The following is a 26,302-nucleotide window of genomic DNA, read 5'->3' on the forward strand; positions in this document are numbered from 1 at the left end:
CTCCTTAAGATTTGATAGCTTGTTTAATCACTCCGTTGTGATTTAATAATCTTAATTTAGCGTCTTCTTTAGTGGTATCACGTAAGTTCATTACAATGGCTACTTTTAAATTAGAATCAGCGCGTTCATATAAATCAAAAGCTTCGTCATAATTTAAGCCACATATATCTTCGATAATATGAATCGAACGTTGCTCTAATTTATAATTTGTTGGTTTCACATCAACCATTAAGTTATCATATACTTTTCCAATGCCTATCATAGTTAATGTAGAAATCATATTTAGAACGAGCTTTTGAGCAGTACCAGATTTTAATCGGGTGGAGCCAGCTAATACTTCAGGACCCACTGGTACTTCAAGAGGAAACTGAGCTAATTTACTCATCTCACTATTGGTATTACATGATAATGCAACTGTCATTGCATTTAATGAATTTGCATACTCAAGTGCGCCTTTAACGTAAGGTGTACGACCGCTCGCTGAAATCCCGATTACTACATCTTTTTCAGTTAAATGAATATCCTTTAAATCATTAGCGCCCATTTCAAAGTTATCTTCTGCGCCTTCTACAGCTTCAGTCATTGCTTGTTGTCCACCTGCAATAATTCCCACCACTTCTGTAGGTTGAGTATTAAATGTAGGTACACACTCAGCAGCGTCTAATACGCCTAGGCGACCACTAGTGCCTGCACCGATATATATAAGGCGACCGTGACTACGGAAACGTTGTATCGTTTGTTCAATAACGTCGCGTAATTGTGGCAGGATTTGTGCTACGACTTGTGCCACTTGTTGATCCTCTTGATTCATTGTATTAAGTGCGTCTGAGATAGACATTTCATCTAAATGCATCGTGTGCTGATTTCTGCTTTCAGTTGTTAAGTGTTCCATAGACAGTCCTCCTTTTCAGAAATAATATCAAATGTGTCGCCAGGTTGAATCAAATCAAGAATGTATAAATCTTCAGAAGATACAGTAGCCACATAATTAATATTGGGGTGACTAGGTAATTCTGATTTAATAATTTGAAGTTCACCTTCATAGCGCTTATTTAAAAGGTTATCGATGGTAATGGTACCTTTCTTACGTACACCATCATGGTGATGATCTGGTTCAATAGTAAGATGATTTATCGCTCTCGATTCTTTAGAACGAATAAGATGTTCTGGTGCATCGATACGCGATGTATGAGTTCTAAATATGAGTTCTGCATAGGCAGAAGAGTAAGATGAAACGTTAATAACGAAATGACGATGTAGTATCATTTGAGCTAAAGCCTTAGCTTTATCATCGCTAATAGCTAAATCACCAATCATAATGTGATGGATACCGATAGTAAGTAATGAGTGTGCAGCTAATAATGTAGGTGTTGATCTATGGTGTTCAATAGTAGGTAAACCTTTAAATAAAGGTCCTCTTAGTATGGTACCTGGAATAAAAGCAATAATCTGCGCTTCCTTATCATATTGAGTAATTAATTGGTTACGTTCTTGTACACTACTCAGTGATAGGCCTGTATCTGGTCTCGGATAATAATTATGGCAGTATAGTATTTCAGGTAAATGTTCTTGCGTGTAAATTGATTTAAGTATATCTGAAGTTATTGTGCTAGCATTTAAGCAACATTTTAAATTATGTGTGTAAAGTTCATGTATAAGAGCCATATTTAAATGGTCATCTATTCTGATCGCAAAATCCCCATTTGGATACTGTTGTAAAAAACTGTAAAGTTGTTGATTAAGTAAAGAAGGATGGAGATCAATAATGTAGGTTACAGGCGTGTCCTGTAATAATTGACATAATTCTCCCAAATATGTCAATTTTGTTTCTTCATTCTCCTCAGGAATTTGTAAAGATGTAAATATATAACGGTAACCTTTGCTTATCATATTTAAGATGTATTCTTTATTTAATGGTTCACCTAAGTACACTGAGAAACCCAACATAAAGCTGCCTCCTAAGTTACATTAATCTAGCCTCATTATATCGTTTTGCTAGTGTAAAGACAATTTACGTTAAGGGCAACCTCTTTTCAAAATAGGCGGAGGTTTATAATTCATTAAATATGCTTTGGATAGTGATATAAGTTTGATAGATGCGACGATGACGTTCATGTAAATCGCACAGCAATTCTCCCTGTTGAAAGTGATGAAGAGGTTGTTGATTTAGGGAATGAAGTAATTTCTGATAAGTAGTAAATGCCGAAGCGGGAGATAGATGTATAGTGGGATTGGCAATATTCTCGTGCTGTTGCAAATTAGCTTCCGAATAATAAGTGTCGACGATTATATTGAATTGTTCAATAGCTTGAATGAGTCGTTTTGGCTCCATGAAATAATAATATTTTATTGTTTCAACAAGTGTCAGTAAGTCTATTAAATTATGTTGATAGTTAATAGGTAATTGTGAGTTGGTCATTGAGTTGCTCCTTTTAGGAAAATGGGGGAGAGTAAAGCGGAGATGAAATATAGGATAATCGAGTAAGAAGAACGCTTTAAAAGTAGTTAGTGCTCTTCTTCCTCGTTTGAATTTAAAAAATCAGTGTAGTTATGAATAGTAATGTCGTAAGTTTTAATCGTTTTTTCGAAAGAATAAGAAATATCATAGATATCAAGTACAGGTAATTCACGTGTACGCCCAGAACCAATTTCGTAAATGATGGCTAACCATATACCATTGCGACAAAGTAAGCCTATAAAAATAACATTTTCGGCAATAAACTTATTATCTTCTTGAAAATCAATTAACATGACGTGACGTTCATTGCTATAAATTAAAATGTCGGCGAATAATTTAGGCAAGGTAATATCTTGAGTATCTTCAAATTTAATGAAATCATTCATATGTCTTAATGAATGACGAAGTCGCACATTAGATAAAGTCAGGCATTGATTAATAATAGTTTCAATCGACTCTGAATATGGTAACGTTGAATATGATTTGCTTTCTATTAAGGTTAAAAATAAGGCAATGATCTGTTGTTCGTTTAAATTGAGCTGAATACTTCCCTCATTATTATGTATTTCGTAACCCCCGCGTTTACCTTTAGAAGTGTATAGTTGAACGCCTTTCGCTTCTAATTCAGCCATATCTCGAGTGATTGTCCGCACTGAAACATTAAATTGTTGCGCTAATTCTGAAGCTTTGACTTTGTGTCCTTGTTTAATAGCTAAAATAATTTGATTCTGTCTTTCTTGTTTATTCAATATTTTCACCGCCTGGACATTACATATCAGGCTGGAGACAAACCCTTTCACTCATCGTCACCTCATACGTCACGTCGGTCACTAAAGAATAGTAAGTTCCCATCGTTACGCATTTCGTTTCCTTGACTGATAAAGGTTTTCTTTCAGCCTTTATAATTAAGGTTACTTTAATATCGATTATGCGTTACTTATTACATTAATTATAACATAAGACTGAGATAGAAGACATTTAATCACTTATAGTAGATTTTAAGTGTAAAAATAAACATAATTTATTTGGAAAACGCTTACATATATAGTTTTTTTATGCTAATATAATATTTGTAACAGGGGAGAACAAATTCAAACAAAGGGGTAGAAGCTATATAACAGATAGCTTATTGTGAATCGTTCGGGTTACATCGAAACATCTTCAATATTTATTACTTACTTTCCTTTCTATTTGTCGGCTAGCAGATGACTAGCCGATTTTTTTTATTTGTGTAACTTAACCTATAAAGAAATAGAATTTTAAGATAAAATAAAATGAAATAATATAAATGGGGTGCAAGCGATGGAACTAAACCAACTTCAACATATCGATCAACACATTGCACAATGGCTTGAACATTTAGACAATGTGATACCTAATTTAATTGCTGAAATGACTACCGATACTAAAGTAGACCGCTTTGATTTAGTAACGAATGTAGATAAACAATTACAACAACAATTTGAGGACTACCTTGTTGAACATTTTCCTGGCCATCAGTTATTGGGCGAAGAAAAAAATAATGATTCAATTAAACCTTATGAAGGCCACTTATGGATTATGGATCCAATTGACGGCACGGCTAATTTAGTTAAACAGCAAGAAGAGTATTGCATTATTTTAGCTTACTTTGAAAATGGCGAACCACAACTTTCTTATATCTATGATTATCCACATCGAAAACTTTATAAAGCGATTAAAGGTCAAGGCGCTTATGTGAATGGACAACCTTTACAAGCACCAAAAGAAGTGAAATTGGAAGATGCAATTATTTCTTTTGGCTCAGAATATATTAATGATCGTGCAAATAAAGCGCTATATAAAGCGGCATTTGGTGTGAGATACATTGGTGCATGTGGATTAGATTCAATACGTGTCATTAAAGGTCAATTTGGCGCACACTTTAATACAGATCCTAAGCCATGGGATATCGCAGCACAATTCTTATTTGCTGAACAATTAGGATTAAAAATAACACGCCTAGATGGAGGACCTTTAGATTATGCTAAAGGCGGACCATTTATTATTAGTAATAAAGGATGTCATGAAGAAATGTTATCTATTTTAAATGAAGGAAGCGGTTATTTGAAATAGCTGATAGATTATCTTATTTTAGTGAAAATTACAACTTGAGATGTATAGAAAATAAATAATTTTCATATATAATGATATAGATATATAATTCACAAAATAAGATAGGAGTGGTAGGATGCGTAGCACTCGAAATAAAATGAGCCTGCCCGTCAAAATTCTACTATGGCTAATTGGAATTTTAGTAGTATTAGCCATTGCAGCAGTTATATTCATAGGAGCCAGTATTTATATTACTGGTGACAAAATTCATAACCCTTTAAATCGTCAGCACTCAGAATTGCGTTCTAAAAATGTTAATTTAAACAACGGTGATCCATTTACAATTGCATTATTTGGTGTCGATTCTGATGCCCAACGTAAAAGTGCCAATGATGGAGAACGTAGTGATACAATCATGTTGCTATCTATAAATCCAGCTAAAAAGACTACAGAAATTGTAAGTATCCCACGTGATACACAAGCACAGATTGTAGGACATAACACTACTGAAAAAATTAATCATGCTTATGCTTATGGTGGGCCAACGATGGCAGTTAAATCTATAGAGAAATTAATGAATGTGCCTGTTGACCATTATGCCACAGTAGATATGGATGGATTACATGAGATGATTGATGCTTTAGGTGGCGTCGATGTAGTAAGTAACGATACATTTTCTTTCAATGGTACTCAGTTTACTAAAGGTCAAACAACGCACGTAGATGGTAAAACTGCTATGGAATTTATCAGAAGTCGTAAAGAAGAAGGTGCAGGTGGAGACTTCGGTCGTCAAGAACGTCAACAATTGGTCTTACAAGCGATGGCTAATAAAATGACTAGCGCCTCTGCATTGACACATTTCCCTTCATTAATAGGAGAAATTCAAAAGAATGTAACTACAGACTTAACGTTAAGTGACATGAATGCAATTAGAAGTAATTACAAAGATGCCAATAATACTGTCAATCGTCATCAATTAGATGGCCAAGGTGGCATTCAAAGTGATGGCTTATGGTACTTTATTCCAAATGATTCGTCTAAGCAACAAGCTTCAGATATACTCAATAATAATTTAAATAACTAACTAGTTAACTTCATAAACACGCTTGCTCTAACTTTACTTTTAAACGAAGAGTAGGCGTGTTTGTTTTTTTACTTTTTATGAAAATATAGTTTGTAATTTTACAAAAAAGGTACAGTAAAGTGATTTAAATAAACTTAATTATTATCATATTTTAAAACTTTAAATATTGAAAAAATTTATGAAACTATTAACATTATTCACAAATAGTTATACAATTAAAGTAATTCTATGTTCAATATATGTGGGGTATTGGAATGGAATATTTTTTAATTAGTTAATTTTACGGTAAAAAATATAGATGGGGTGGAAAGTATGCAAGAACATTTAATCGTAACGCTTGACGGTACAGATTATCTTGTGGAACCTGGAACGAATTTACTTGAATTCATTAAATCTCGTGATACTTTCGTGCCTTCAATTTGCTATAACGAATCGATGGGACCAATTCAAACATGTGATACATGTATGGTTGAAATCGATGGCAAAATTGAACGTGCGTGTAGTACGGTTGTAGATCGTCCTATGACAGTTAATACACAAAATAATGATGTAAAAGTAAGTCAAAAAGAAGCATTAGATAGAATCTTAGAAAAACATATGTTGTATTGTACAGTATGTGACTATAACAACGGCGACTGTGAAATTCATAATGCTATGGACGCATGGGGTTTACAAGAACAATCATATGAATATAAAGAAAAACCTTATGAAAAAGATTATGGTCCATTCTATCGTTATGATCCAGACCAATGTATTTTATGTGGACGTTGTGTTGAAGCATGTCAAGACATCGAAGTAAACGAAACAATTTCAATCGACTGGGATCGTGAACATCCTCGTGTAATCTGGGATAATGATGTACCTATTAACGAATCTTCATGTGTATCTTGTGGTCAATGTGCAACAGTTTGTCCATGTAACGCAATGATGGAAGTTAATATGGAAGGTAATGCAGGTTATATGACTGATACTGAACCAGGTTCATTAGCAGCTATGATCGACTTAACTAAGAAAGCTGAACCAGGCGATGGTTTATTATTCGCAGTTTCAGATTCAGAAGCAGAAATGCGTAAAGAACGCATTAAGAAAACGAAAACAGTTTGTACATATTGTGGTGTAGGTTGTTCATTTGATGTATGGACGAAAGATAGAGAAATCTTAAAAATGCAACCGTCACACGATTCACCGGCAAATAAAATTGCAACATGTGTGAAAGGTAAATTCTCTTGGGGTCACATCAATTCAGATCAACGTTTGACTAAACCACTTGTTAGAAAAGATGGCGAATTCCATGAAGTTGAATGGGATGAAGCACTAGATGTAATTGAAACAAACTTCAAACGTATTAAAAACGAATACGGTGGCGATCATTTAGCATTTATCGCTTCTTCTAAAGGTACAAACGAAGAATCATACTTAATGCAAAAACTTTCTCGCCAAGTATTTGGCTCAAATAACGTTGATAACTGCTCTAGATATTGCCAAGCACCAGCAACAAAAGGATTATTCCGTACTGTTGGTCATGGCGGTGACTCAGGTTCAATTGATGATTTAGAAAGAGCAGCTATGACAGTATTAATCGGTACAAATACTGCAGAAGCACATCCAGTAATTGCCTCACGTATTAAACGCGGTCAAAAATTATTTGGCTCAAAAATGCATGTATTTGATATCAGAAAACATGAAATGGCTGAACGTGCCGATGCATTCTATCAACCTAAACCAGGTACTGACTTAGTATGGTTAGGTGCTGCAACGAAATATATCATTGATAATGACTTACATGACAAACAATTCTTAAATGATTGGGTAGATAATTTTGATGAGTATTATCAATCATTAGATCTATTTACAATGGAATTTGCTGAAGAGGCAACAGGTATTTCTAAAGAACAAATCATTAGCTTTGCCGAAGAAGCGGCTAAAGCAGAATCAATGTCAATTTGTTGGGCTATGGGTGTTACCCAACAAGATATCGGTAGTGATACTAGTACGGCAATCTCAAACCTATTACTTGTAACAGGTAACTATAGAAAACCTGGTTCAGGGGCATATCCATTACGTGGTCACAATAACGTACAAGGTGCGAGTGACATGGGAAGTATGCCGGACCAATTCCCAGGTTATCAAAAAGTAGATAATGATGAAGTAAGAGCTAAGTTCGAAAAAGAATATGGTGTGAAATTAAATCCTAAACCAGGACGCGACAATCACCAAATGATGGAAGGTATCCATAACGGCGAAATTCAATCATTATACTTATACGGTGAAGATACTGGTATTGTAGACTCAAACATCAACTTCGTACAATCTGCATTAGAAAAAGTAGACTTCTTAGTTGTACAAGATGAGTTCTTAACATTCACAGCAACATATGCTGATGTGGTATTACCAGCAAGTCCATCACTTGAAAAAGACGGTACATTCACTAATACTGAACGTCGTATTCAACGTATTAATAAAGCTTTACAACCATTAGGCGACTCTAAACCAGACTGGGAAATCTTCCAATTAATCGCTCAAAGAATGGGGGCAGATTGGAACTATCAACATCCTTCAGAAATCATGGATGAAGTTGCACGCTTAACACCTTCTTACTCAGGTGTAAGTTATGATCGTTTAGAAGGCTTTAATAGTTTACAATGGCCTGTTGCTCCAGATGGCACAGATGAACCGACATTGTATATGAACGGCTTTAACTTTGAAAATGGACGAGCAAAATTATTCCCATTAACATTTGATAACTTCTTCAAAGAAGATGAAGTTTACGATTTACATGTAAATAATGGTCGTGTACTTGAACACTTCCATGAAGGTAATATGACTTATCAAACTGAAATGGTTAAATACAAAATGCCTAACGCATTCGTTGAAATTTCTCCAGAACTTGCCAAAGAACGTGATATTCACGAAGGTGCTGAATTAAGATTAATTTCAGAAACTGGTGAAGCAACATTAATCGCAACAATTACAGATCGCGTAAAAGGTAAAGAAATCTACATTCCATTAAATAACGATGCGATGTCTAACGGTGACATAGGTGCTATCAATAAATTAACAAACAGTGATGTTGATAAATATACTGATACACCATCATATAAACGTACAAGTTGTCGTATGGAAGTATTAACACGTAAAGGTAAATCACCATTGAATCCAACCAACTTCCGTGTTGATAAACACCGTTATCCGCAATATAGTGTCCAAGTACAGAAAAAATGGGAACGTCCAGATTATGTTTTCCCAGGAAATGTGGTGGATAAATAATGGCTGAAAGAATTACTAAAATTAACCGTTTAGAAAAGTCCGAAGAGCAAATTAAACAAGAAAGTTTAATTGAAGTAACAGACGCAATTGCTGAAAATAAAGATAGTATTTTAAAAGCAATACGTATTGTTAAAGCACTTGACGAAGCTAAAATTCTTGATTTAATGAATGGTGGAATTAGAGGCCGTCAAGTAATTATCAATAAATTTATGACTGAACTTAATAAAGATTTATATGCTGGGTTAATTACTAACTTAGCGCCTATGGTCTTTATGTTAGGTGAGTTAAATGTTCAAGAGTTAAGCCAATTCTTGAATAAATTAAATAAAGGTCTTCACGTGGCAAACCAAGCTAGCCCTAATGCTAAAACGTCTGTACGTGGTTTAATGGGTGTGCTTAAAGATGATGATATGAACCGTAGTTTAACTTATATGTTGAATTTGCTTAAAGGTATGTCTAGAGGCGAAGACTAATTCAATACACATAAGAAATCCTTTTTAGGAGTAGTACGCTAAGTATCTCACTCTTAATAAGGGTTTCTTTTTCATTATTTTGTAAACCATTGTGACATAAATTGTGGTATGGTTGGTTATATATGAATTTACATAAAGGGGTGAGGACTTATTCATCCAAAAGCACTTAAAATGATGACAATTCTTTCTAATATTTTTATCGTATTAGGAATTATTTTTTTAATTATGATGCAATTGGTTTTGGCTATTTCAATGTTTGCAGTATCTTTAGCAATTAGTTTAGTCATATTTAACGTCATGTTTCGTGATCGTACAGGTATGAAAATTGTAATTAATCTATCTTTTGCAATTGTAGTGATTGTTATAATGATTGCTTATTTCTTTTTATCTAAATAAGCTAAACAGGAGATTAACGTAGCTATGAAGAAATATAACCATTTGAAGTTTCCCATGATATTGTTAGTACTGGTGTTAATTGCTTTAGTAGTATTATTGATTTTTAATAAAAAGAATATTTTAAGAAGTGATCTTAATTATCATTTTCAGGAAGCAGTAAGTAAACAAACACAATCTGATCTCACCAATACAATCGATAAAAATGGTGATTTTACTGCAGCAAGTGATACTGAAGTGAAACAAGCGATGCAAATTAAGAAGCATGATAATGATTTAAAATATATGGACCTTTACCAAACAGTGCCAATGTCGAAAGAAGAAGTGACGCATATACTTAAAGGTAAAGGTATTTTAGAGAATCAAGCGAATGCTTTTATAGAAGCACAAGATAAATATGGTGTGAACATTCTTTATTTAATTAGTCACGCAAGAGTGGAGACGGGTAATGGTAACTCTGAGCTTGCTCAAGGAATTAAAGATGGAAATAATGAATACTATAATTTCTTTGGTATTGGCGCTTTCGATGAAGCCGCTGTGCATACTGGTAAGAGTTATGCCAAAGAACAAGAGTGGACGTCACCGCGTAAAGCTATTTTAGGTGGTGCTAAGTTTATTCGCTCAACTTATTTTGACAATGAACAACGTACGCTCTATCAAATGCGTTGGAATCCACAGAATCCAGGACAGCATCAATATGCAAGTGATATTGAATGGCCAGATAAAATAGCTACGTACATGAAAGAATATTATGACCATTTTGGCATTAAAAAAGATAAAATAAGACGTAACTATTACATATCCAAAAATTAAAAATAAGTAATTTAAAGTGAAAAGAGCCTGTGACATGATTTAATGTAACAAGCTCCTTTTACATTTTTAATGTCATTGGAAGTTTGAATTATCTAGAGCATATTAAGGGTATAAGGCAATATGTTAAAATGAATAAGAATTTAAATTCTGAGGTGTAAATAAATGAAAATTGCAATTATAGGTGCAGGTATTGGAGGGCTTACTGCTGCTGCACTATTACAAGAGCAAGGACATGATGTCAAAGTTTTTGAAAAGAGATCAACCATTCAAGAAGTGAGTGCAGGCATCGGCATTGGAGATAATGTTTTACAAAAACTTGGTAACCATGACTTAGCGAAAGGTATTAAAAATGCAGGTCAAAATTTAACTTCAATGAATGTGTATGATGGTAAAGGAACGCTTTTAACTGCTGCGAAATTAAAAGAAAATACATTGAATGTTACTTTGCCTCGTCAAACACTGATTGAACTAATCCAATCTTATGTTCAACCTGATACAATTTTTACAGATTATCAAGTGGCGAAAGTTGATAGTGAAGAAACACAAGTGATGGTTCACTTTTCAAATCATGCGAGCCAATCTTTTGATATGTGTATTGGCGCTGATGGCATCCATTCTGCAGTTAGACAAACAGTTCAACCGGAAGCTAAAATCTTATATCAAGGTTATACATGTTTCAGAGGTTTAGTAGATGAAGCGGACTTGAAGCACATTGATAGTGCGAATGAGTATTGGGGCCAAAGAGGACGCGTCGGAATCGTGCCATTGATCAATAATCAAGCCTATTGGTTCATTACGATTAATGCTTCGGAAAAAGATTCTAAGTTCCGCTCATTTGAAAAGCCACATTTACAAGCATATTTTAATAACTATCCCAATGAAGTACGTCAAATATTAGATAAACAAAATGAAACAGATATTATCAAAAATGATTTATATGATATGAAGCCATTAAAAACATTTGTATATGGGCGTACTGTCTTATTAGGCGATGCAGCTCATGCTATGACACCTAATATGGGACAAGGCGCTTGTCAAGCGATGGAAGATGCTATTGTATTAGCTAATTGCTTGAGTTCTTATGATTTTGAAAAAGCGTTAGCACGTTATGATAAATTGCGTGTGAAGCATACTGCTAAAGTAATTAAACGTTCACGTAAAATAGGGAGCATCGCACAAAAAGAGGGTGCTTTAACAACTAAAGTACGAAATCGTGTAATGAAAATGACACCTACACGTCTGGTAAGTGGTCAAACAAAGTTCTTATATAAAGCGAAAAAGAAATAAAACGAAAAAAGGATTGAATCAATAGTAGTAAAACTACTATCGATTCAATCCTTTTCTTTTTAATTACTTATTAACAACGAATTGTGGTTCTTCACCATTTAATTTTTTAATCGTGTCATTTGCGACAATTTTAGACATCATATCTCTAGCTTCGAATGTAGCGTTACCGATATGAGGAGTGATTACAACGTTGTCTAATGATTTTAAGCCTTCAGTAATTTCAGGTTCAAATTCATATACATCTAAGGCAGCACCTTCAATTTCTTTATCGTTAAGCGCTTGAACTAAAGCTTCTTCATTGACGATAGGACCACGACCAGCATTAATTAAATAAGCAGTTGATTTCATTTTTTTGAATTGTTCAGTATCAATCATGTGGTGTAAATCTGGGTTATATGCAGCGTTGATAGTAATGAAGTCTGCATTTTCAAGTAATGTATCTAAATCTACATATTTAGCACCAATTTCACGTTCTTTTTCTTTCTTTTGATGAGGTCCTGTATAAAGGATGTCCATATCAAAAGCTTTGGCACGTTGAGCTACAGCGCCGCCAATTTCTCCAAGACCGATAATACCGATTGTTTTACCTGAAACTTCACGTCCTCTGAAGAATAAAGGTGCCCAACCATCGAATCCTTTAGTTCGTGATAATTTATCACCTTCAACGATACGACGTGCTACTGCAAGTACTAAGCCGAAAGTTAATTCAGCAGTTGAAGCTGTAGAAGCCTTTGGTGTATTTGTAACATCAATATCTTTTTCACGAGCGTATTTAACATCAACATTGTTAAAACCTGCACCATAGTTAGCAATGATTTTAAGATTTTTACCGCTATCAATCACTTCTTGGTCTACGTTAGTAGATAGAATACTGATGAGAGCAGAAGCATCCTTTACACCTTCTTTTAGTGTTTCTTTATCTATAATACCGTCACCTTCATACATTTCGACTTCAAAGTGTTCTTTTAATAAGTTTAATCCCACTTCTGGAATTGCCCCAGCAATATAAACTTTTTCCATCAAACTCACTCCTTAATGTATATTTCTCTTTAAGTATAATAAAAGAAGAAAACGTATACAAATTAAATATTTTACATACTATTGGAGAAGTCTTAACCCTATTACTGCTATTAAAATCAATGAAATAAAAAAGAGGCGCACAAAATGTTTAGATTCATTATAAAAGATCATACCAACAATAGCGCCACCCGCAGTTCCTATACCTGTCCATATAGCATACGAGGTACCCATTGGAATCGACGTCATTGCCATTTTAAGAAAGCTGAAACTAAATATAAATGTGATAGCCATGACGATAATGAGCCACTTTCTTTTTGTGCGAGCAAACTCATTTAACCATAAAACGCCTAACACTTCTAATAACCCAGCGACCACTAAGCTTATCCAGGCCATACTATATTCCTCCTTCATTTTGATTATTAGTAGAAAGTTTTAAACCAATAATACCTATAAGGAGTAATATAAGTAGTACAATTTTAGTGATGGAAAATGGTTGATTAAACAATATCATGTCAGTAATCACTGTACCTGCAGCGCCTATACCGACAAACACGGCATAAACTGTGCCTACTGGTAAGTGATTAGAAGCAGATAACATTAAATAAAAACTAAGAGATAGAAAAACTAGAGTAAACAGCCATGTGAGAAAATTATGAGCGTTATCTAATCCAACTACCCAAACCACTTCTATTAACCCGGCGAATATTACTTTTAACCACTGCATCGTATAACCTCCTTGCAGTTTAGATAGTGATAGACATATTTTCTCAAAATTTATATGCAAATTCAAAACAACCTTCTCTGAGATGAAAGCTTCAAACGAGAAGGTTGAATTTATAAAAGATAGTTATTTATATTTATAAAGTTTAAGATAAATGAATATAGTTAAATGAACTTACTTGGCTTGATGAAATGGTACGTGTGTCTACTACATATGGTCCACCAGTATAATTCATTTCAGAAATTGTGATAGAACTATCACTATTCACACTTTCTACATAAGCGACATGTCCAAGACTTCCTTGAGTAGTTTGTAATATAGAACCTTTAGCAGGGGTATTGTTTACAGTATAACCTGCTGCTTGAGCAGCACTTGCCCAGTTATTCGCATTGCCCCAAGTTGAACCAATCTTACCGCCGACTTTATCATACACGTACCAAGTACATTGACCTGCTGTATATAAGTTGCCAGAGGTTGAAGAGGTTGTTTGTGTTGAAGTTGAAGTCGTAGTTGAACTATTAGTAGTAGCACTTGTTGATGAATTGCTCGTACTAGACGTTGTATTTGATGTGCTTTGTATATTAGAGAATGATTGTTGTTGAAATTGTGGTTGTTGATATCCACTTGGTTGTTGATGATTAAACTGCGGATGCCCTTGACCGTTATTATTATTATAATTTTGATCATCTTGTGGCATAAATTGAGCATGTGATTGATGGTGGTTTCCGAATTGTGAATGTTGATGTGGTACTGGATTATGATTATATTCGGCAGCGTCAGCATGGTTTGCATTCAATCCTAATGCCGAAACACCGATGCCAGCTGTTAATGTTGAAATAGTGATAATTTTTTTCATAGTAAAAAGTCCTCCCAAGTTTGTCTTCAACAATAGATTGATTAGCGATATGTTGAAGAAACTTTAAATCTAAAATTTAATAGTTAATTGTCGCTCCCAACGACAACACATACTTTACCAGAATATTTTGAGTCTATGGGCGATGTTACGGTTTCGTAAATGAAATACAAAAACCTTGAACAACTTCGTAATAGAAGCATGTTCAAGGTTACAAGCTGTAATAAAACGTAGAAAGCAAGCGATTCCTACGAAAATTGAATAGTTTTAACTTACATAGAGTTTATTAATATTACAAAGTATTGTAATAAATAAGGTCTATAATATTCTATTTAAAAAAACGAATAGAAAGTGGAACAACATATTCTTTACCACCAAAATATTTCACACACGCTACAATATGGAAGATGAAATATAAGATAGAAAGAACAAAAAGTGCTATACATAAAATCACTACTACTAACCCTAAAATGATAGATAATGTATCATTATTTACTGCAAAACCAGCAAAAACAGGAATAAATAGAAGCCCTATAATGACATTCCAAATAAAATAAGAAATGACCATGTTGAAGTAATTTTTACCAGCTTGATCAATAAGACGGGCATCGTTGCGTTTAATAGCCCATAGAATAATAGGACCAATGATAGATGTGAAAAATCCTAATAAGAAAATGAGCATAGACATTAAACGCGCGTCATCATTGTTATCGTTGATGATTTGCTGATGAGCTTGATGATTATAATTTTCTGTCATAAGAAAACTCCTTTTTATCTAAAATTTATTTCTCATATTAAATATAACAAAGTTTTAAATTATATTTTAGTGAATTTTAAATTATAATTTATGGACTTGTTTAAAATTTTTCCAAGACGGTTATATATAACGATACTATAGATAAAAGATGCGTTTCTTAATGCGCATCTTTATTTTTTGAATGCTACTTTCAAGAGATATTCTTACATATTTTAATTTTCAATAAATAGAAAAGAGGGTTAATAAATGAAAATAGCAGTTGTAGGATCAGGTAATGGCGCAGTTACTGCTGCGGTAGACATGGTAGACCAAGGACATGATGTGAAGTTGTATTGTCGAAATTCATCGATAAAAAAATTCAAAAATGCGATAGATAAAGGTGGATTTGATTATAACGATGAAGGAGAAGAGAAATTCATTCCATTTACTGATATAAGTGATGATATTTCTTATGTATTGAAAGACGCTGAAATCATTCAAGTTGTTATTCCTTCTTCATATATAGAATATTACGCGAAGATTATGGCAGAACATGTAACCAATGATCAATTAATATTCTTTAATATCGCTGCTGCAATGGCATCAATTCGATTTATGAATGTACTTGAAGATCGTCATATTGATGTGCAACCTAAATTTGCAGAAGCTAATACATTAACATATGGTACACGTGTAGATTTCGAAGAGGCACGCGTAGATTTATCTCTTAAAGTACGTAAAGTCTTCTTCTCTACTTATAAAAAAGATGAACTAAGTGAAAGCTTCGAAAAAGTAAGACAGATTTATCCTTATTTAGTTAAAGAAGAAAATTTATGGAAGACTAACTTAGAAAATGGTAACCCAGAAGTACATCCGGGACCAACTTTACTTAATGTAGGTCGTATAGACTATGCTGATTCATTTGCATTATATAAAGAAGGTATCACAAAACATACAGTTAGATTGCTACATGCAATTGAATTAGAACGTTTAACATTAGGACGTAAATTAGGCTTCGAATTACTAACTGCCAAAGAAGCACGTATTCAACGCGGTTATTTAGAAAGAAAAGATGAAGACGAACCATTAAATCGTTTATTTAATACAAGTCCAGTGTTCTCTCAAATACCAGGGCCAAATTCAGTGGAAAATCGTTATTTAACTGAAGATATCGCTTATGGTCTTGTTTTATGGTCAAGTTTAGGACGTGCTATTGATGTAGATACTCCTAACATTGATGCCGTTATCGTGATTGCTTCTACTATTTTAGAAAGAGATTTCTTCAAAGAAGGGTTAACTGTAGAAGAATTAGGTTTAGATAAACTTGGACTAGAATAGTACGAGAAAAGAATAAATTGAAATCAAACAGAAAAGAGGTTTTTTAAAACATAGTTAAAGGGGAAATATTATGAAAAGGAAACCAACATTTTTTGAAGCAATATCAACAATTATTGTAATGGTGATTGTTGTCACTACAGGCTTTATTTTATTTGATATACCTATTCAAGTTTTATTATTAATCTCTTCAGCCTATGCAGCATTAATTGCTTTTCGTGTAGGTCTTAGATGGGATGATTTAGAAGAAGGGATTACTCACAGATTAACGACTGCGATGCCTGCAATTTTTATTATATTAGCAGTAGGAATCATCGTGGGGAGTTGGATGTACTCAGGTACAGTTCCAGCATTAATTTATTATGGTTTAAAATTTCTTAATCCTAACTATTTCTTAATATCTGCATTTATTATTTCAGCAATTTGTAGTATTGCTACAGGTACGGCATGGGGTTCAGCTTCAACAGCTGGTATCGCTTTAATTTCAATAGCTGGTCAATTAGATATAAATTTAGGAATGGCAGCAGGTGCTATTATTGCAGGCGCTGTTTTTGGTGATAAAATGTCGCCATTATCAGATACTACTAACTTAGCTGCATTAGTCACTAAAGTTAATATCTTTTCACATATTAGAGCAATGATGTGGACTACTATTCCAGCTTCGATTATCGGTATGGTGGTATGGTTTTTCGCAGGTTTAAACTCTAAAAGCAGTGCCAATTCTAAACAAATTAAGGAATTATTAAATGAACTATCAACAGCCTATAATATAAATATTTGGGTTTGGGTACCTTTAATAGTCATTATTATATGCTTATTGTGTAAAGTATCTACAGTACCATCAATGCTAGCTTCTAGTTTAAGTGCACTTATTGTAGGCACATTGAATAATCATTTCAATATTATTGATGGTTTTAAAGCAACGTTTGATGGTTTCAAACCTGAAATGACTGGGATGAGTCATTTTTCTGATAATGCTAAGACCTTGATGGAACAAGGCGGAATGATGAGTATGACGGAAATTATTGTTACCATCTTCTGTGGTTATGCATTTGCAGGAATTGTAGAAAAATCAGGTTGTTTAGATGTGATGTTACAAACTGTAGCTAAAGGCGTAAAATCAGTTGGTACGTTAATACTGATTACGGTTGTATGCTGTTTAATGATGGTGTTCGCTGCAGGGGTAGCTTCTATCGTTATTATTATGGTCGGCGTGTTAATGAAAGACATGTTTGAAGATATGAACTTGGATAGAAGTAATTTATCAAGAACATTGGAAGATTCAAGTACTATGGTGCTTCCTTTAATACCTTGGGGAACATCAGGTATATACTATGCTCAACAGCTAGACGTTTCAGTTGATCAATTCTTTATTTGGACAGTACCATGTTATCTATGTGCTGTGTTAGCAATTATTTATGGTTTCACTGGTATAGGTATTCGTAAAAAAAGTTCAAGTGAAAATGTAAATAATTCGTAAATTAAATGTTTAAATTCTTTTTTAACGGATATAAATAAGTATGTTAGAACAGTACATAGATATTTTATAGCGATGATATCTTATATATTTGTTTTAACTAACAATATCCTCAAAATATAAGTAAGTAGTGGATTCAATTTTTGTAGCGAGAATTGAATCCATGAACGTGAAACTATTCAAATGAATTAGTATTATTGTTATATGTTATATGTAAAATGAAAAAGGTTAAGCAGAGACTTGTATGAGTTTCTGCTTAACCTTTTTTTTTAGCATTAAAAAAGGATTGTCGAGAGCGACAATCCTTTAATGAGTATATCTATAATTAGTGAATGTAGCTGAATGCAGCAGCTTGGCTAGCTGATAATGTACGTGAAGTTACAACACCAGGACCATAACCATAGTTCATTTCAGATACAGTTACTGAACCGTCGTTACCAACGCTTTCAACGTAAGCAACGTGACCATAAGCACCTGCAGTAGATTGCATAATTGCACCTGTAGAAGGTGTGTTATTTACTGTGTAACCAGCTGCTGAAGCGGCATTTGCCCAGTTATTAGCGTTGCCCCAAGTTGAGCCGATTTTACCGCCAACTCTGTCATATACATAATAAGTACATTGACCTGCAGTGTATAAGTTACTTCCAGCGCTTGCAGAGTTAGAAATTGAAACGCCGTTAGATGATGGTGCAGCTGTAGTAGTTACTTTAACGTTACTATTTGAAGTTGAGTAACTAGTAGTTGTGTTTCCAGTAGTTTGAGTACTTGCATTATAAGATTGAGTGCTAGTACGGCTATAGTTATTGCTAGCATAGTGATTGTAGCTATTGTAGTTGTAGTTACTGCTATTATTGTTGTTATTATAGCTATAATTGTAGTTGTAGTTATAGTTGTATTGATTAGAGTTATTATTGTTATAGTTATTGTTGTTATTTGAAGTATATGTTTGGTTAGAATGATTTAAACGATCTGGGCTCCAGTTACCTTTCCAAGTGTAATGATAATTACCTTGTTGGTCGATAGTGTAAGAGTAGCTGTATGAAGTTGGATCGTTTGGATTGTAACCTTGTTCAGCTGCTTGAGCTTCGTGACCATGTCCAGCGATAGCGATAGTAGCAACTCCTGCAGTAGCGATTGTAGCTGTAGCGATTTTTTTCATTGTTAAATATCCTCCTGAGAATTAAATTAATTTTTATTTATTTAATAGTCATTGGTTGACTTTAAGTCCGATTATTAACTTGTTTCTTTTCGACAAGGAATACTTTAGCAGAAAAAAGTAGATTTGTGGGCGTTGTTACCGTTTTGTAATTTTTTGCTAATATATATTAGTTGTATGAATAATAGCTGAAAATTTTTGTAATATTTAAAAATACTGTCATATCAGTTTTTAAAAGACTTTATTAAAAGAAAACTCATTTTGTTGTAATCTTACTGTAAAAAAATAGCAAAATTTATTTTTCTTTAAAAACAATAAATTTTATAATTTTTGAACTGTATTTTAACATTTGGTTAATGATTATTTGTTTATTGAACAATTTAGTTTAAGGGAAAAAATGAAAAAAATGGATAGTATTTGTATGAAAAATGATACTTTAAGAACGCTATATATGAAATAAACTAAAAATAAGATAATAAAGTGATATAATTAGTCAAAAGTTTGCTACTGGTAGTACCGAAATAAAACATACAATTATATATGAAGATAGACATTCGATGAAGAACGATTAAATGATACGTCGTATTAAGTAATCGTTGATAGGAAAGTGAGTTATAGGGGAAGTTAACTTAATTTCTATTTATGTCGTGTCTTTATATATTATAAAGTGAGAGGACATATGTATGATTAATAACTTTTCGGTAAAGCTATTAAAAAATATAAAGATAAGTAGGCAAAAGGAATCGAATATAAAATTAATCTATTGGTTAAAAGGAACAGGGCAGATTACGTTAAATTTGGATAAGTTTAAAATGAAAACACGTGATTTGATGTTTATTATGTTAAATGATCTTTATTCTATTGAAAGTAAAGAAGATTCAGTCGTTGTAGTAATGGAAATTGCTTTTAAAGATTATTTAAGATTTGCAGATGATTATATTAAATTACACGGTTATATATTTTCATCGATCGAAAGAAAACAAATGGAACCTTTCATTATTAATTTACTTGAATTTGAATGTCGGAAGCCCAGAATTCTTCATATAAAAGATAAACTAGTGAAGCACTTATGTGTAGAACTAGGATATATTCAACGCAAGCATCGTCAGAATTCTAAGTTAGAGAATGCATTAGTTGATGAAGTCCATGAATATATCATCGAACATCATAATCAAAAGATTAATAGACAGGACCTTGCGAATTCTCTAAATATGTCAAATAAAGAATTAAGTCAGGTCATTAAATATCATACGCCCTACAATAATATTACTCAGTATATTAATGATGTTAGGTTAAAGTTATGTTTAATAGATATTTTAAAGAGTAAAACACTTATTCAAGATATCGCATTTGAACATGGTTTTAATCATTTTCCACGTTTTATTGCGTTATTTAATGAAAAGTATGGCGCCACGCCTGGACAAGTAAGAAAAAATAAACAGCCCTTAAATTTAAACAATTTAAAAACAAAAGAAATGCCTTTTGATGAGGAAGCCCAACTTACTCATTGCCGAGGCAAAAAGTCATTATCATTAATTACGATAATAATTACTTCTATATAACTATAAGTGGTAAATGTGTACTGAATAATTATTACTAGAAAATTAATGCTTATCTAATTTTTAAAACATGAACATGATATATGAAGATATTGATATCTCAATTGAGGATAGAAATATAAACGTCTATCTTCTTTTCCAATGATTTTAAAATTGGGTTTATATGTAAAATCATGAGGTGACATATATCATGGAGAAAAGAAAATTAGAGCTGTTGTTATTTTATTTAATCTATATTAAAGCAATAAGCGAAGTTTTAAAGTATTCAAGAAACTTAACTTTAGAACAACTAAAGTTATTAAATGAAATTATTATTTATAATGAAACTCACGAACGTGGGGTATATATAGAAGATTTAATCAAGACTATGCATATGTCTAAACGAAATATTAGATATTATTTAGAACATTTGTATCATTTGAATTGGATTATTAAAGTGCGAGATGATGCGGATCAGCGACGTTTATTAATTCTACCAACTGACTTATATCATAAAAAACTAGACATTTTATTTATAGAAGTTGAAGAAGTAATTAAATTAAAATATTTCAGTCCAAATTTGAAACATCATCATTCTTTAAAACTATCCTATGTCATCATTATTTATAGTGCTTTAAATCAAGTGGAACAAATTGCCCAACAATTTAATTTAACATTAGATGAGTTATTTGTTTTAGGGAAATTAATCTACTATCATGATACTATTTCCTTAAAATCAGTATGTGATTTCTCTCATCATTGCCTAATAGGTATTCCTAATACCATTAACCATTTATCACAAAAAGGTTACATCACTAAATGTAGGAATAATAAAGATGAACGTTTAGTTAATATTAAAATAGTAGAATCACGAACATATGAAACAGAAACCTTATTCATTCAATGTTACAATAAACTTCAAATGGAAATGAAAATTAATGATTTAATATGAAACAAGAAGGAGTTTATTTTTATGATATTAGATAATGTAAATCCTAATGATTTATTCCCTACTGAAAAAAAGGGACCTTCAGTGTTAGGTATGATTGAATATAAAGTGCAAGGGCAAACTGAGTTTGAAGGCGCATTTATAGCCACATCTGAACGATTGATTATGAATGTAGATATGAATGGCCAATTTTATTATAGAAATATTCCATATAATGAAGTGCAACATATTGAATACGATGGTGAAAATATTATTTTCACATTTAATATTGGCAAAGTGCCGATGACACAAATTCAAACTGAAGATGTTCAATCTTTCGTGAATTACGTTAAAGAGAAGATAAATTAAATAAAACAAAGTGATAATATCTAGGATAGTTCTTAAAATTTTTATGTAAGAACTATCCTAGTATTTTTTTATTTCGGAGTATAGTACTTAATTGATTAAGCATAATTTAATTGAGTGAATTAGAAATTAATATATAATATCATTTTAAGTTCATAAAAATATTGAAATATTATACTTAAATGTTATAAAATAAATTTTATAGCATAAGAAATGTTTAGTTTAGTAGTAATAGTACAAATGAACCTTGTAGCAACGAGATGTACATCAAAGGAGTGGTTTAGAATATGGGACAAATTAAAGACATCAACGATTTAGTTAACGCAACATTTCAAGTGAAAAAATTTTTTAAGGATACTAAAAAGAAGTATAACTTAAATTATGAAGAAATTTATATTTTAAATTATATTGTTAAAAGTAAGACCAATGAAATAACTTCTAAAGAAATTGCTACTTATTCAGAGTTTAAACCTTATTACTTAACTAAAGCATTACAAAAATTAAAAGATTTACAGTTATTATCAAAAAAACGTAGCATACAAGATGAAAGAACAGTTATTGTTTATGTAACAGACGAACAACGCGAAAAGATTAACAAATTAATTGCTGAACTAGAAAAATACATTAAATAAAATTTCGGCATTAATATAATAAGTTTGTATGTAGACTAAGATATGGGGGCCATATCTTAGTCTTTTTTTATGTCCATTATTTTTGTGGTCTTACCAGTTGTCTTTAATTTGTTAAAGTCGAGTGTTAAACTAAGATTAAACGATACTTTATATAATGAATAGGTGAGGTAAGATGAAAGATTCATTTTTAATAAATTCTGAAATTCAGAGAAAGTGGATTAAAAAATTTCAAACGATAGAAGATACTTTTAAAGAAAGAGCGGCATATAATGATATCCATTCAAGTTTCCCTTTTAAAAATATTGAATGGTTAGTAAATGAAGGATATAGTTTGCTTACTTTACCAGTTGAATATGGTGGAGAGGGTGCCACAATTGAAGATATGGTTGTATTACAAAGTTATTTAGGATCGCTTGATGGCGCTACTGCACTCTCAATAGGATGGCATTTAAGTGTAGTAGGCCAGTTATATGAACAACATATGTGGGAAGAAGCGATGTTAAAACAATTTGCGGGTGACATCAGAAATGGTGCATTAGTGAATAGAGCGGTAAGTGAAGCGGATACAGGTAGCCCTACGCGTGGTGGACGCCCAGCGACGCATGCCACTAAAACTGAGAGTGGTTATAAATTAAATGGAGTAAAGACGTTCACTTCAATGAGTAAAGCACTTACACATTATATCGTTGCTGCCTATGTAGATGACATTGAGGAAGTAGGTTTCTTCTTAGTTCCTCGTGAAATAGAAGGCGTAGAAATCGCTGATAATTGGGATATGGTAGGGATGAGAGCCACAGAAAGTCATGACTTAGTACTCAATGATGTCTATGTTCCTTTTGAGAATTTTGTTGAAGGAAGACGTAAACCACAACCTAATGGGTGGATTTTACACATACCAAGTACGTATTTAGGCATCGCACAAGCCGCTAGAGATTATGCCATTGAATTTGCTAAACATCATTCACCTAATAGTATTAAAGGTACGATTGTAGAATTACCAACCGTACAACAAAATGTCGGCAAAATGGAATCTTTATTACTTTCAGCAAGACATTTTTTATGGAGTACTGCTAAGGGCTACCAAACTATTGAACAAAATCCAAATGTATGGAATGAAACGTCAGCAAGTAAGATTTTAGTAATGAATCAAGGGCTAGAGGTTATTGATTTAGCGATGAGAATTGTAGGCGCTAAAAGTTTAGAAATGGATAGACCATTGCAGCGTTATTATCGTGATATGCGTGCCGGTTTGCATAATCCGCCTATGGAAGATGCAGCATACACTAATATAGCGAAATCAGTTCTCGATTTATTTTAAAATTTAAAAATAGTAATTAAAATAATTAGCTTAAATCAACAATTATTGATTTGGCTAATTATTTTTTATTTAAATATTGAAATAATTTATTGTAATTTAGCAAGTCTTCTTGTATAATTTTGATGAAATTGATAATCGTTATCACTAGGAGGAAATATGAAAAAGTTAATTTTTCCATTAATCGCGTTAATTATCGTTTTAGCTGCATGTGGGAACGGTGGTTCAAACGATTCAAGTAAATCAGGTTCAAAAGAAGAAACAAAGTCATATAAGTTAGATAGTGGCAAAACAATTAAAATTCCTAAAGATCCACAACGTATTGCTGTTGTTGCTCCAACGTTTGCTGGTGGTTTACATAAATTAGGGGCTAATATCGTTGCTGTTAGTAATCAAGTAGATCAAAGTCCAATTTTAAAAGATAAATTTAAAGATGTGACTAAAATCGGTGATCAAGACGTAGAAAAAGTTGCTAAACAAAAGCCAGATTTAATTATCGTTTACTCAACTGATAAAAATATTAAAAAATATGAAAAAATCGCACCAACAATCGTTGTAGATTATGGTAAGCATAAATATTTAGAACAACAAGAAATGTTAGGTAAAATCGTTGGTAAAGAAGACGAAGTTAAAAAATGGGAAGATAAATGGAAAGAACAAACTGACAAAGATGGTAAAGAAATCAAAGATGCCATTGGTAAAGATTCAACTGTTTCTATCTTCGATGAGTTTGACAAAAAATTATACACATACGGCGATAACTGGGGTCGTGGTGGCGAAGTAATGTACCAAGCCTTTGGTTTAAAAATGCCTAAAGGTCAGCAAGAACTTGTTAAAAAAGAAGGCTGGGCTGAAGTAAGCCAAGAAAAAATTGAAGATGTAGCGGGAGATTACATCGTTTCAACAGGTGAAGGTAAATCTAAACCAAGTTATGAAAATACAAATATTTGGAAAAACTTACCAGCTGTTCAAAAAGGTCATGTAGTTGAAGTGAAAGCGGAAACGTATTGGTATAATGATCCATATACACTTGAATTCATGAGAAAAGATTTAAAAGATAAATTAATCAAAGCAAGTAAATAAAAATATATTTAATAGCGACTATCAATTTTAGTGATATTTAGTTATGGTTATGTAATGAGAGGCTGAGACAAATTAAAATGTCTCAGCCTTTGCTAATATATTGGCAGTAGCTGACTGGTTTGAAAATGCGCTTAAATCAGACTTTTTCAAATCTAGTCATCCTTGCCGGGGAGCGGGGCCCCAGCACAGAGAATTTCATTAAGAAATTCCACTAATAAAGCAAGCTGGGGTTGGACGACGAAATTTATTTAATTTCTGTCCCACTCCCTTTATTTTATAAATTAAAGGAGTTGTTATGATGACTAAAGTGTATTTCAATCATGATGGAGGCGTAGATGATTTAATTTCTCTCTTTTTACTTTTGCAAATGGAGAACATTGAACTTATTGGTGTGAGTACCATTGGAGCAGATTGTTACTTAGAACCCTCGCTCAGTGCGTCTTGTAAGATTATTAACCGCTTCTCTAATTCTTCATTAAAAGTTGCACCATCTTATGAACGTGGAGCTAATCCTTTTCCAAAAGAATGGCGCATGCATGCTTTCTTTATGGATGCCTTACCTATATTAAATGAACCAACGTCCAATACACAATCTACTATGAGTCATTTAGAGGCTTATCAAGATATCATCGAAACGTTAACGCATTCTGAAGAGCAGGTGACCTTACTGTTTACTGGTCCACTTACAGATTTAGCAAAAGCATTAAAAACGAATCCAGACATTACTAACAATATCGCTAAACTTGTTTGGATGGGTGGGACTTTTCTTGAAAAAGGAAATGTAGAAGAACCTGAACATGATGGCACAGCCGAATGGAATGCATTTTGGGATCCAGAAGCAGTAAAAATTGTATTCGACAGCGACATTGAAATAGATATGGTGGCCTTAGAAAGTACAAATCAGGTACCACTTACACCAGCTATACGACAAATGTGGGCAAACGAACGTTCATATATAGGCGTAGATTTCTTAGGCGTTAGTTACGCAGCAGTACCGCCACTCACACATTTTGTGACCAATTCAACTTATTTTTTATGGGATGTCTTAACGACAGCTTATGTAGGTAAAGCGGATTTAGTGCGCTCAACAGAAGTTAACGTTGATGTAGAAAGTCATGGACCGAGTCAAGGACGTACATACCGTACAGAACAGGGACGCCCAATCCATGTAATTACTGAAGTACAACATGATGAATTCTTTGATTACATTACTAATTTAGCTAAAAAATAGAAATGTAAATCAAATGTAAACTTTTTATACAAATAAGTTTACATTAGTGGTATAATCATCTTC

26 protein-coding genes are annotated in these 26,302 nt (G+C 32.9%); 16 read left to right on the plus strand and 10 right to left on the minus strand.

Annotation, left to right across the window (positions count from 1 at the left end; genetic code table 11):
- Positions 1–4: 4 nt before the first annotated feature.
- The 4 genes from murQ to E2558_RS07065 all read right to left on the minus strand — a co-directional run bounded on the left by murQ (position 5) and on the right by E2558_RS07065 (position 3,207).
- The gene (gene murQ / locus E2558_RS07050) at positions 5–892 is read right to left on the minus strand and encodes an N-acetylmuramic acid 6-phosphate etherase (RefSeq protein ID WP_126566436.1); all 888 of its coding nucleotides are present in this window, start codon (positions 890–892) and stop codon (positions 5–7) included.
- Positions 880–1,947 carry a MupG family TIM beta-alpha barrel fold protein gene (locus E2558_RS07055; RefSeq protein ID WP_126566439.1) on the minus strand — a complete coding sequence of 356 codons (1,068 nt, stop codon included), beginning with the start codon at positions 1,945–1,947 and terminating at the stop codon, positions 880–882. Before E2558_RS07055 ends, murQ begins: the two co-directional genes overlap by 13 nt.
- Before the next feature lie 103 nt (positions 1,948–2,050).
- The gene (locus E2558_RS07060) at positions 2,051–2,419 is read right to left on the minus strand and encodes a hypothetical protein (RefSeq protein WP_126566440.1); all 369 of its coding nucleotides are present in this window, start codon (positions 2,417–2,419) and stop codon (positions 2,051–2,053) included.
- Positions 2,420–2,505: 86 nt separating this feature from the next.
- Positions 2,506–3,207: a helix-turn-helix transcriptional regulator gene (locus E2558_RS07065; protein WP_126566442.1), complete on the minus strand. Its 702-nt coding sequence runs from the start codon at positions 3,205–3,207 to the stop codon at positions 2,506–2,508.
- A 553-nt stretch (positions 3,208–3,760) separates the two neighbouring features.
- On the opposite strand from E2558_RS07065, the gene E2558_RS07070 reads away from it, so the two are divergent.
- The 7 genes from E2558_RS07070 (at position 3,761) to E2558_RS07100 (ending at position 11,848) form a co-directional block, all read left to right on the plus strand.
- Positions 3,761–4,552 carry an inositol monophosphatase family protein gene (locus E2558_RS07070; protein ID WP_126566445.1) on the plus strand — a complete coding sequence of 264 codons (792 nt, stop codon included), beginning with the start codon at positions 3,761–3,763 and terminating at the stop codon, positions 4,550–4,552.
- 115 nt (positions 4,553–4,667) lie between these two features.
- On the plus strand, positions 4,668–5,615 hold the full coding sequence (locus E2558_RS07075; protein WP_135789023.1) for an LCP family glycopolymer transferase: 948 nt from the start codon (positions 4,668–4,670) through the stop codon (positions 5,613–5,615).
- Between the two features lie 312 nt (positions 5,616–5,927).
- Positions 5,928–8,882: a formate dehydrogenase subunit alpha gene (gene fdhF / locus E2558_RS07080; RefSeq protein WP_126565851.1), complete on the plus strand. Its 2,955-nt coding sequence runs from the start codon at positions 5,928–5,930 to the stop codon at positions 8,880–8,882.
- Positions 8,882–9,355 (plus strand): helical membrane plugin domain-containing protein, encoded by a 474-nt coding sequence (locus E2558_RS07085; RefSeq protein ID WP_126565850.1) that lies wholly within the window; start codon positions 8,882–8,884, stop codon positions 9,353–9,355. Before fdhF ends, E2558_RS07085 begins: the two co-directional genes overlap by 1 nt.
- A gap of 174 nt (positions 9,356–9,529) precedes the next feature.
- Entirely contained in the window at positions 9,530–9,751 is a 222-nt protein-coding gene (locus E2558_RS07090; protein ID WP_126565852.1) for a hypothetical protein, read from the plus strand.
- Positions 9,752–9,775: 24 nt separating this feature from the next.
- Positions 9,776–10,561: an N-acetylglucosaminidase gene (locus E2558_RS07095; RefSeq protein WP_126565849.1), complete on the plus strand. Its 786-nt coding sequence runs from the start codon at positions 9,776–9,778 to the stop codon at positions 10,559–10,561.
- Between the two features lie 162 nt (positions 10,562–10,723).
- Positions 10,724–11,848, plus strand: coding sequence for an FAD-dependent monooxygenase (locus E2558_RS07100; protein ID WP_126565848.1), 1,125 nt, complete (start codon positions 10,724–10,726; stop codon positions 11,846–11,848).
- 63 nt (positions 11,849–11,911) lie between these two features.
- Here the strand turns inward: E2558_RS07100 and E2558_RS07105 are convergent, their stop codons facing one another.
- From E2558_RS07105 to E2558_RS07125, 5 genes are all read right to left on the minus strand, one after another.
- Entirely contained in the window at positions 11,912–12,868 is a 957-nt protein-coding gene (locus E2558_RS07105) for a 2-hydroxyacid dehydrogenase family protein (protein ID WP_126565847.1), read from the minus strand.
- A gap of 78 nt (positions 12,869–12,946) precedes the next feature.
- Positions 12,947–13,261, minus strand: a complete 315-nt coding sequence (locus E2558_RS07110; RefSeq protein WP_126565846.1) for a DMT family transporter — start codon at positions 13,259–13,261, stop codon at positions 12,947–12,949.
- 1 nt (position 13,262) lies between these two features.
- Positions 13,263–13,592: a DMT family transporter gene (locus tag E2558_RS07115; protein ID WP_126565845.1), complete on the minus strand. Its 330-nt coding sequence runs from the start codon at positions 13,590–13,592 to the stop codon at positions 13,263–13,265.
- Between the two features lie 142 nt (positions 13,593–13,734).
- The gene (locus E2558_RS07120) at positions 13,735–14,445 is read right to left on the minus strand and encodes a CHAP domain-containing protein (protein WP_126565844.1); all 711 of its coding nucleotides are present in this window, start codon (positions 14,443–14,445) and stop codon (positions 13,735–13,737) included.
- 325 nt (positions 14,446–14,770) lie between these two features.
- Positions 14,771–15,199, minus strand: a complete 429-nt coding sequence (locus tag E2558_RS07125; RefSeq protein WP_126565843.1) for a DUF4870 domain-containing protein — start codon at positions 15,197–15,199, stop codon at positions 14,771–14,773.
- Positions 15,200–15,445: 246 nt separating this feature from the next.
- Here E2558_RS07125 and E2558_RS07130 point away from each other — a divergent pair, with 246 nt between their 5' ends.
- Together E2558_RS07130 and nhaC are read left to right on the plus strand one after the other, a co-directional pair.
- Positions 15,446–16,516, plus strand: a complete 1,071-nt coding sequence (locus tag E2558_RS07130; RefSeq protein ID WP_126565842.1) for an NAD/NADP-dependent octopine/nopaline dehydrogenase family protein — start codon at positions 15,446–15,448, stop codon at positions 16,514–16,516.
- Positions 16,517–16,583: 67 nt separating this feature from the next.
- On the plus strand, positions 16,584–17,993 hold the full coding sequence (gene nhaC, locus E2558_RS07135; RefSeq protein WP_188349588.1) for a Na+/H+ antiporter NhaC: 1,410 nt from the start codon (positions 16,584–16,586) through the stop codon (positions 17,991–17,993).
- A 322-nt stretch (positions 17,994–18,315) separates the two neighbouring features.
- On the opposite strand, the gene E2558_RS07140 is transcribed toward nhaC, so the two are convergent.
- A complete protein-coding gene (locus tag E2558_RS07140; RefSeq protein ID WP_126565840.1) occupies positions 18,316–19,149 on the minus strand; it encodes a CHAP domain-containing protein in 834 nt (277 codons plus the stop codon).
- A 680-nt stretch (positions 19,150–19,829) separates the two neighbouring features.
- Between E2558_RS07140 and E2558_RS07145 the strand changes: the two genes are divergently transcribed.
- The 7 genes from E2558_RS07145 to E2558_RS07175 all read left to right on the plus strand — a co-directional run bounded on the left by E2558_RS07145 (position 19,830) and on the right by E2558_RS07175 (position 26,239).
- Positions 19,830–20,708, plus strand: a complete 879-nt coding sequence (locus E2558_RS07145) for a helix-turn-helix transcriptional regulator (protein WP_126565839.1) — start codon at positions 19,830–19,832, stop codon at positions 20,706–20,708.
- Between the two features lie 187 nt (positions 20,709–20,895).
- Positions 20,896–21,636: a transcriptional regulator, SarA/Rot family gene (locus tag E2558_RS07150; RefSeq protein WP_126565838.1), complete on the plus strand. Its 741-nt coding sequence runs from the start codon at positions 20,896–20,898 to the stop codon at positions 21,634–21,636.
- A gap of 21 nt (positions 21,637–21,657) precedes the next feature.
- On the plus strand, positions 21,658–21,981 hold the full coding sequence (locus E2558_RS07155; RefSeq protein WP_126565837.1) for a PH domain-containing protein: 324 nt from the start codon (positions 21,658–21,660) through the stop codon (positions 21,979–21,981).
- A gap of 284 nt (positions 21,982–22,265) precedes the next feature.
- Positions 22,266–22,610 carry a transcriptional regulator, SarA/Rot family gene (locus tag E2558_RS07160; protein WP_103298870.1) on the plus strand — a complete coding sequence of 115 codons (345 nt, stop codon included), beginning with the start codon at positions 22,266–22,268 and terminating at the stop codon, positions 22,608–22,610.
- 172 nt (positions 22,611–22,782) lie between these two features.
- On the plus strand, positions 22,783–23,928 hold the full coding sequence (locus tag E2558_RS07165; RefSeq protein WP_126565836.1) for an acyl-CoA dehydrogenase family protein: 1,146 nt from the start codon (positions 22,783–22,785) through the stop codon (positions 23,926–23,928).
- A gap of 156 nt (positions 23,929–24,084) precedes the next feature.
- Complete coding sequence (locus E2558_RS07170) at positions 24,085–25,008, plus strand: ABC transporter substrate-binding protein (protein ID WP_126565835.1); 924 nt, start codon at positions 24,085–24,087, stop codon at positions 25,006–25,008.
- A gap of 295 nt (positions 25,009–25,303) precedes the next feature.
- Complete coding sequence (locus E2558_RS07175; RefSeq protein WP_126565834.1) at positions 25,304–26,239, plus strand: nucleoside hydrolase; 936 nt, start codon at positions 25,304–25,306, stop codon at positions 26,237–26,239.
- The last annotated feature ends 63 nt before the right edge of the window (positions 26,240–26,302 follow it).

The organism is Staphylococcus pragensis (assembly GCF_004785665.1).
GTDB lineage: Bacteria > Bacillota > Bacilli > Staphylococcales > Staphylococcaceae > Staphylococcus > Staphylococcus pragensis.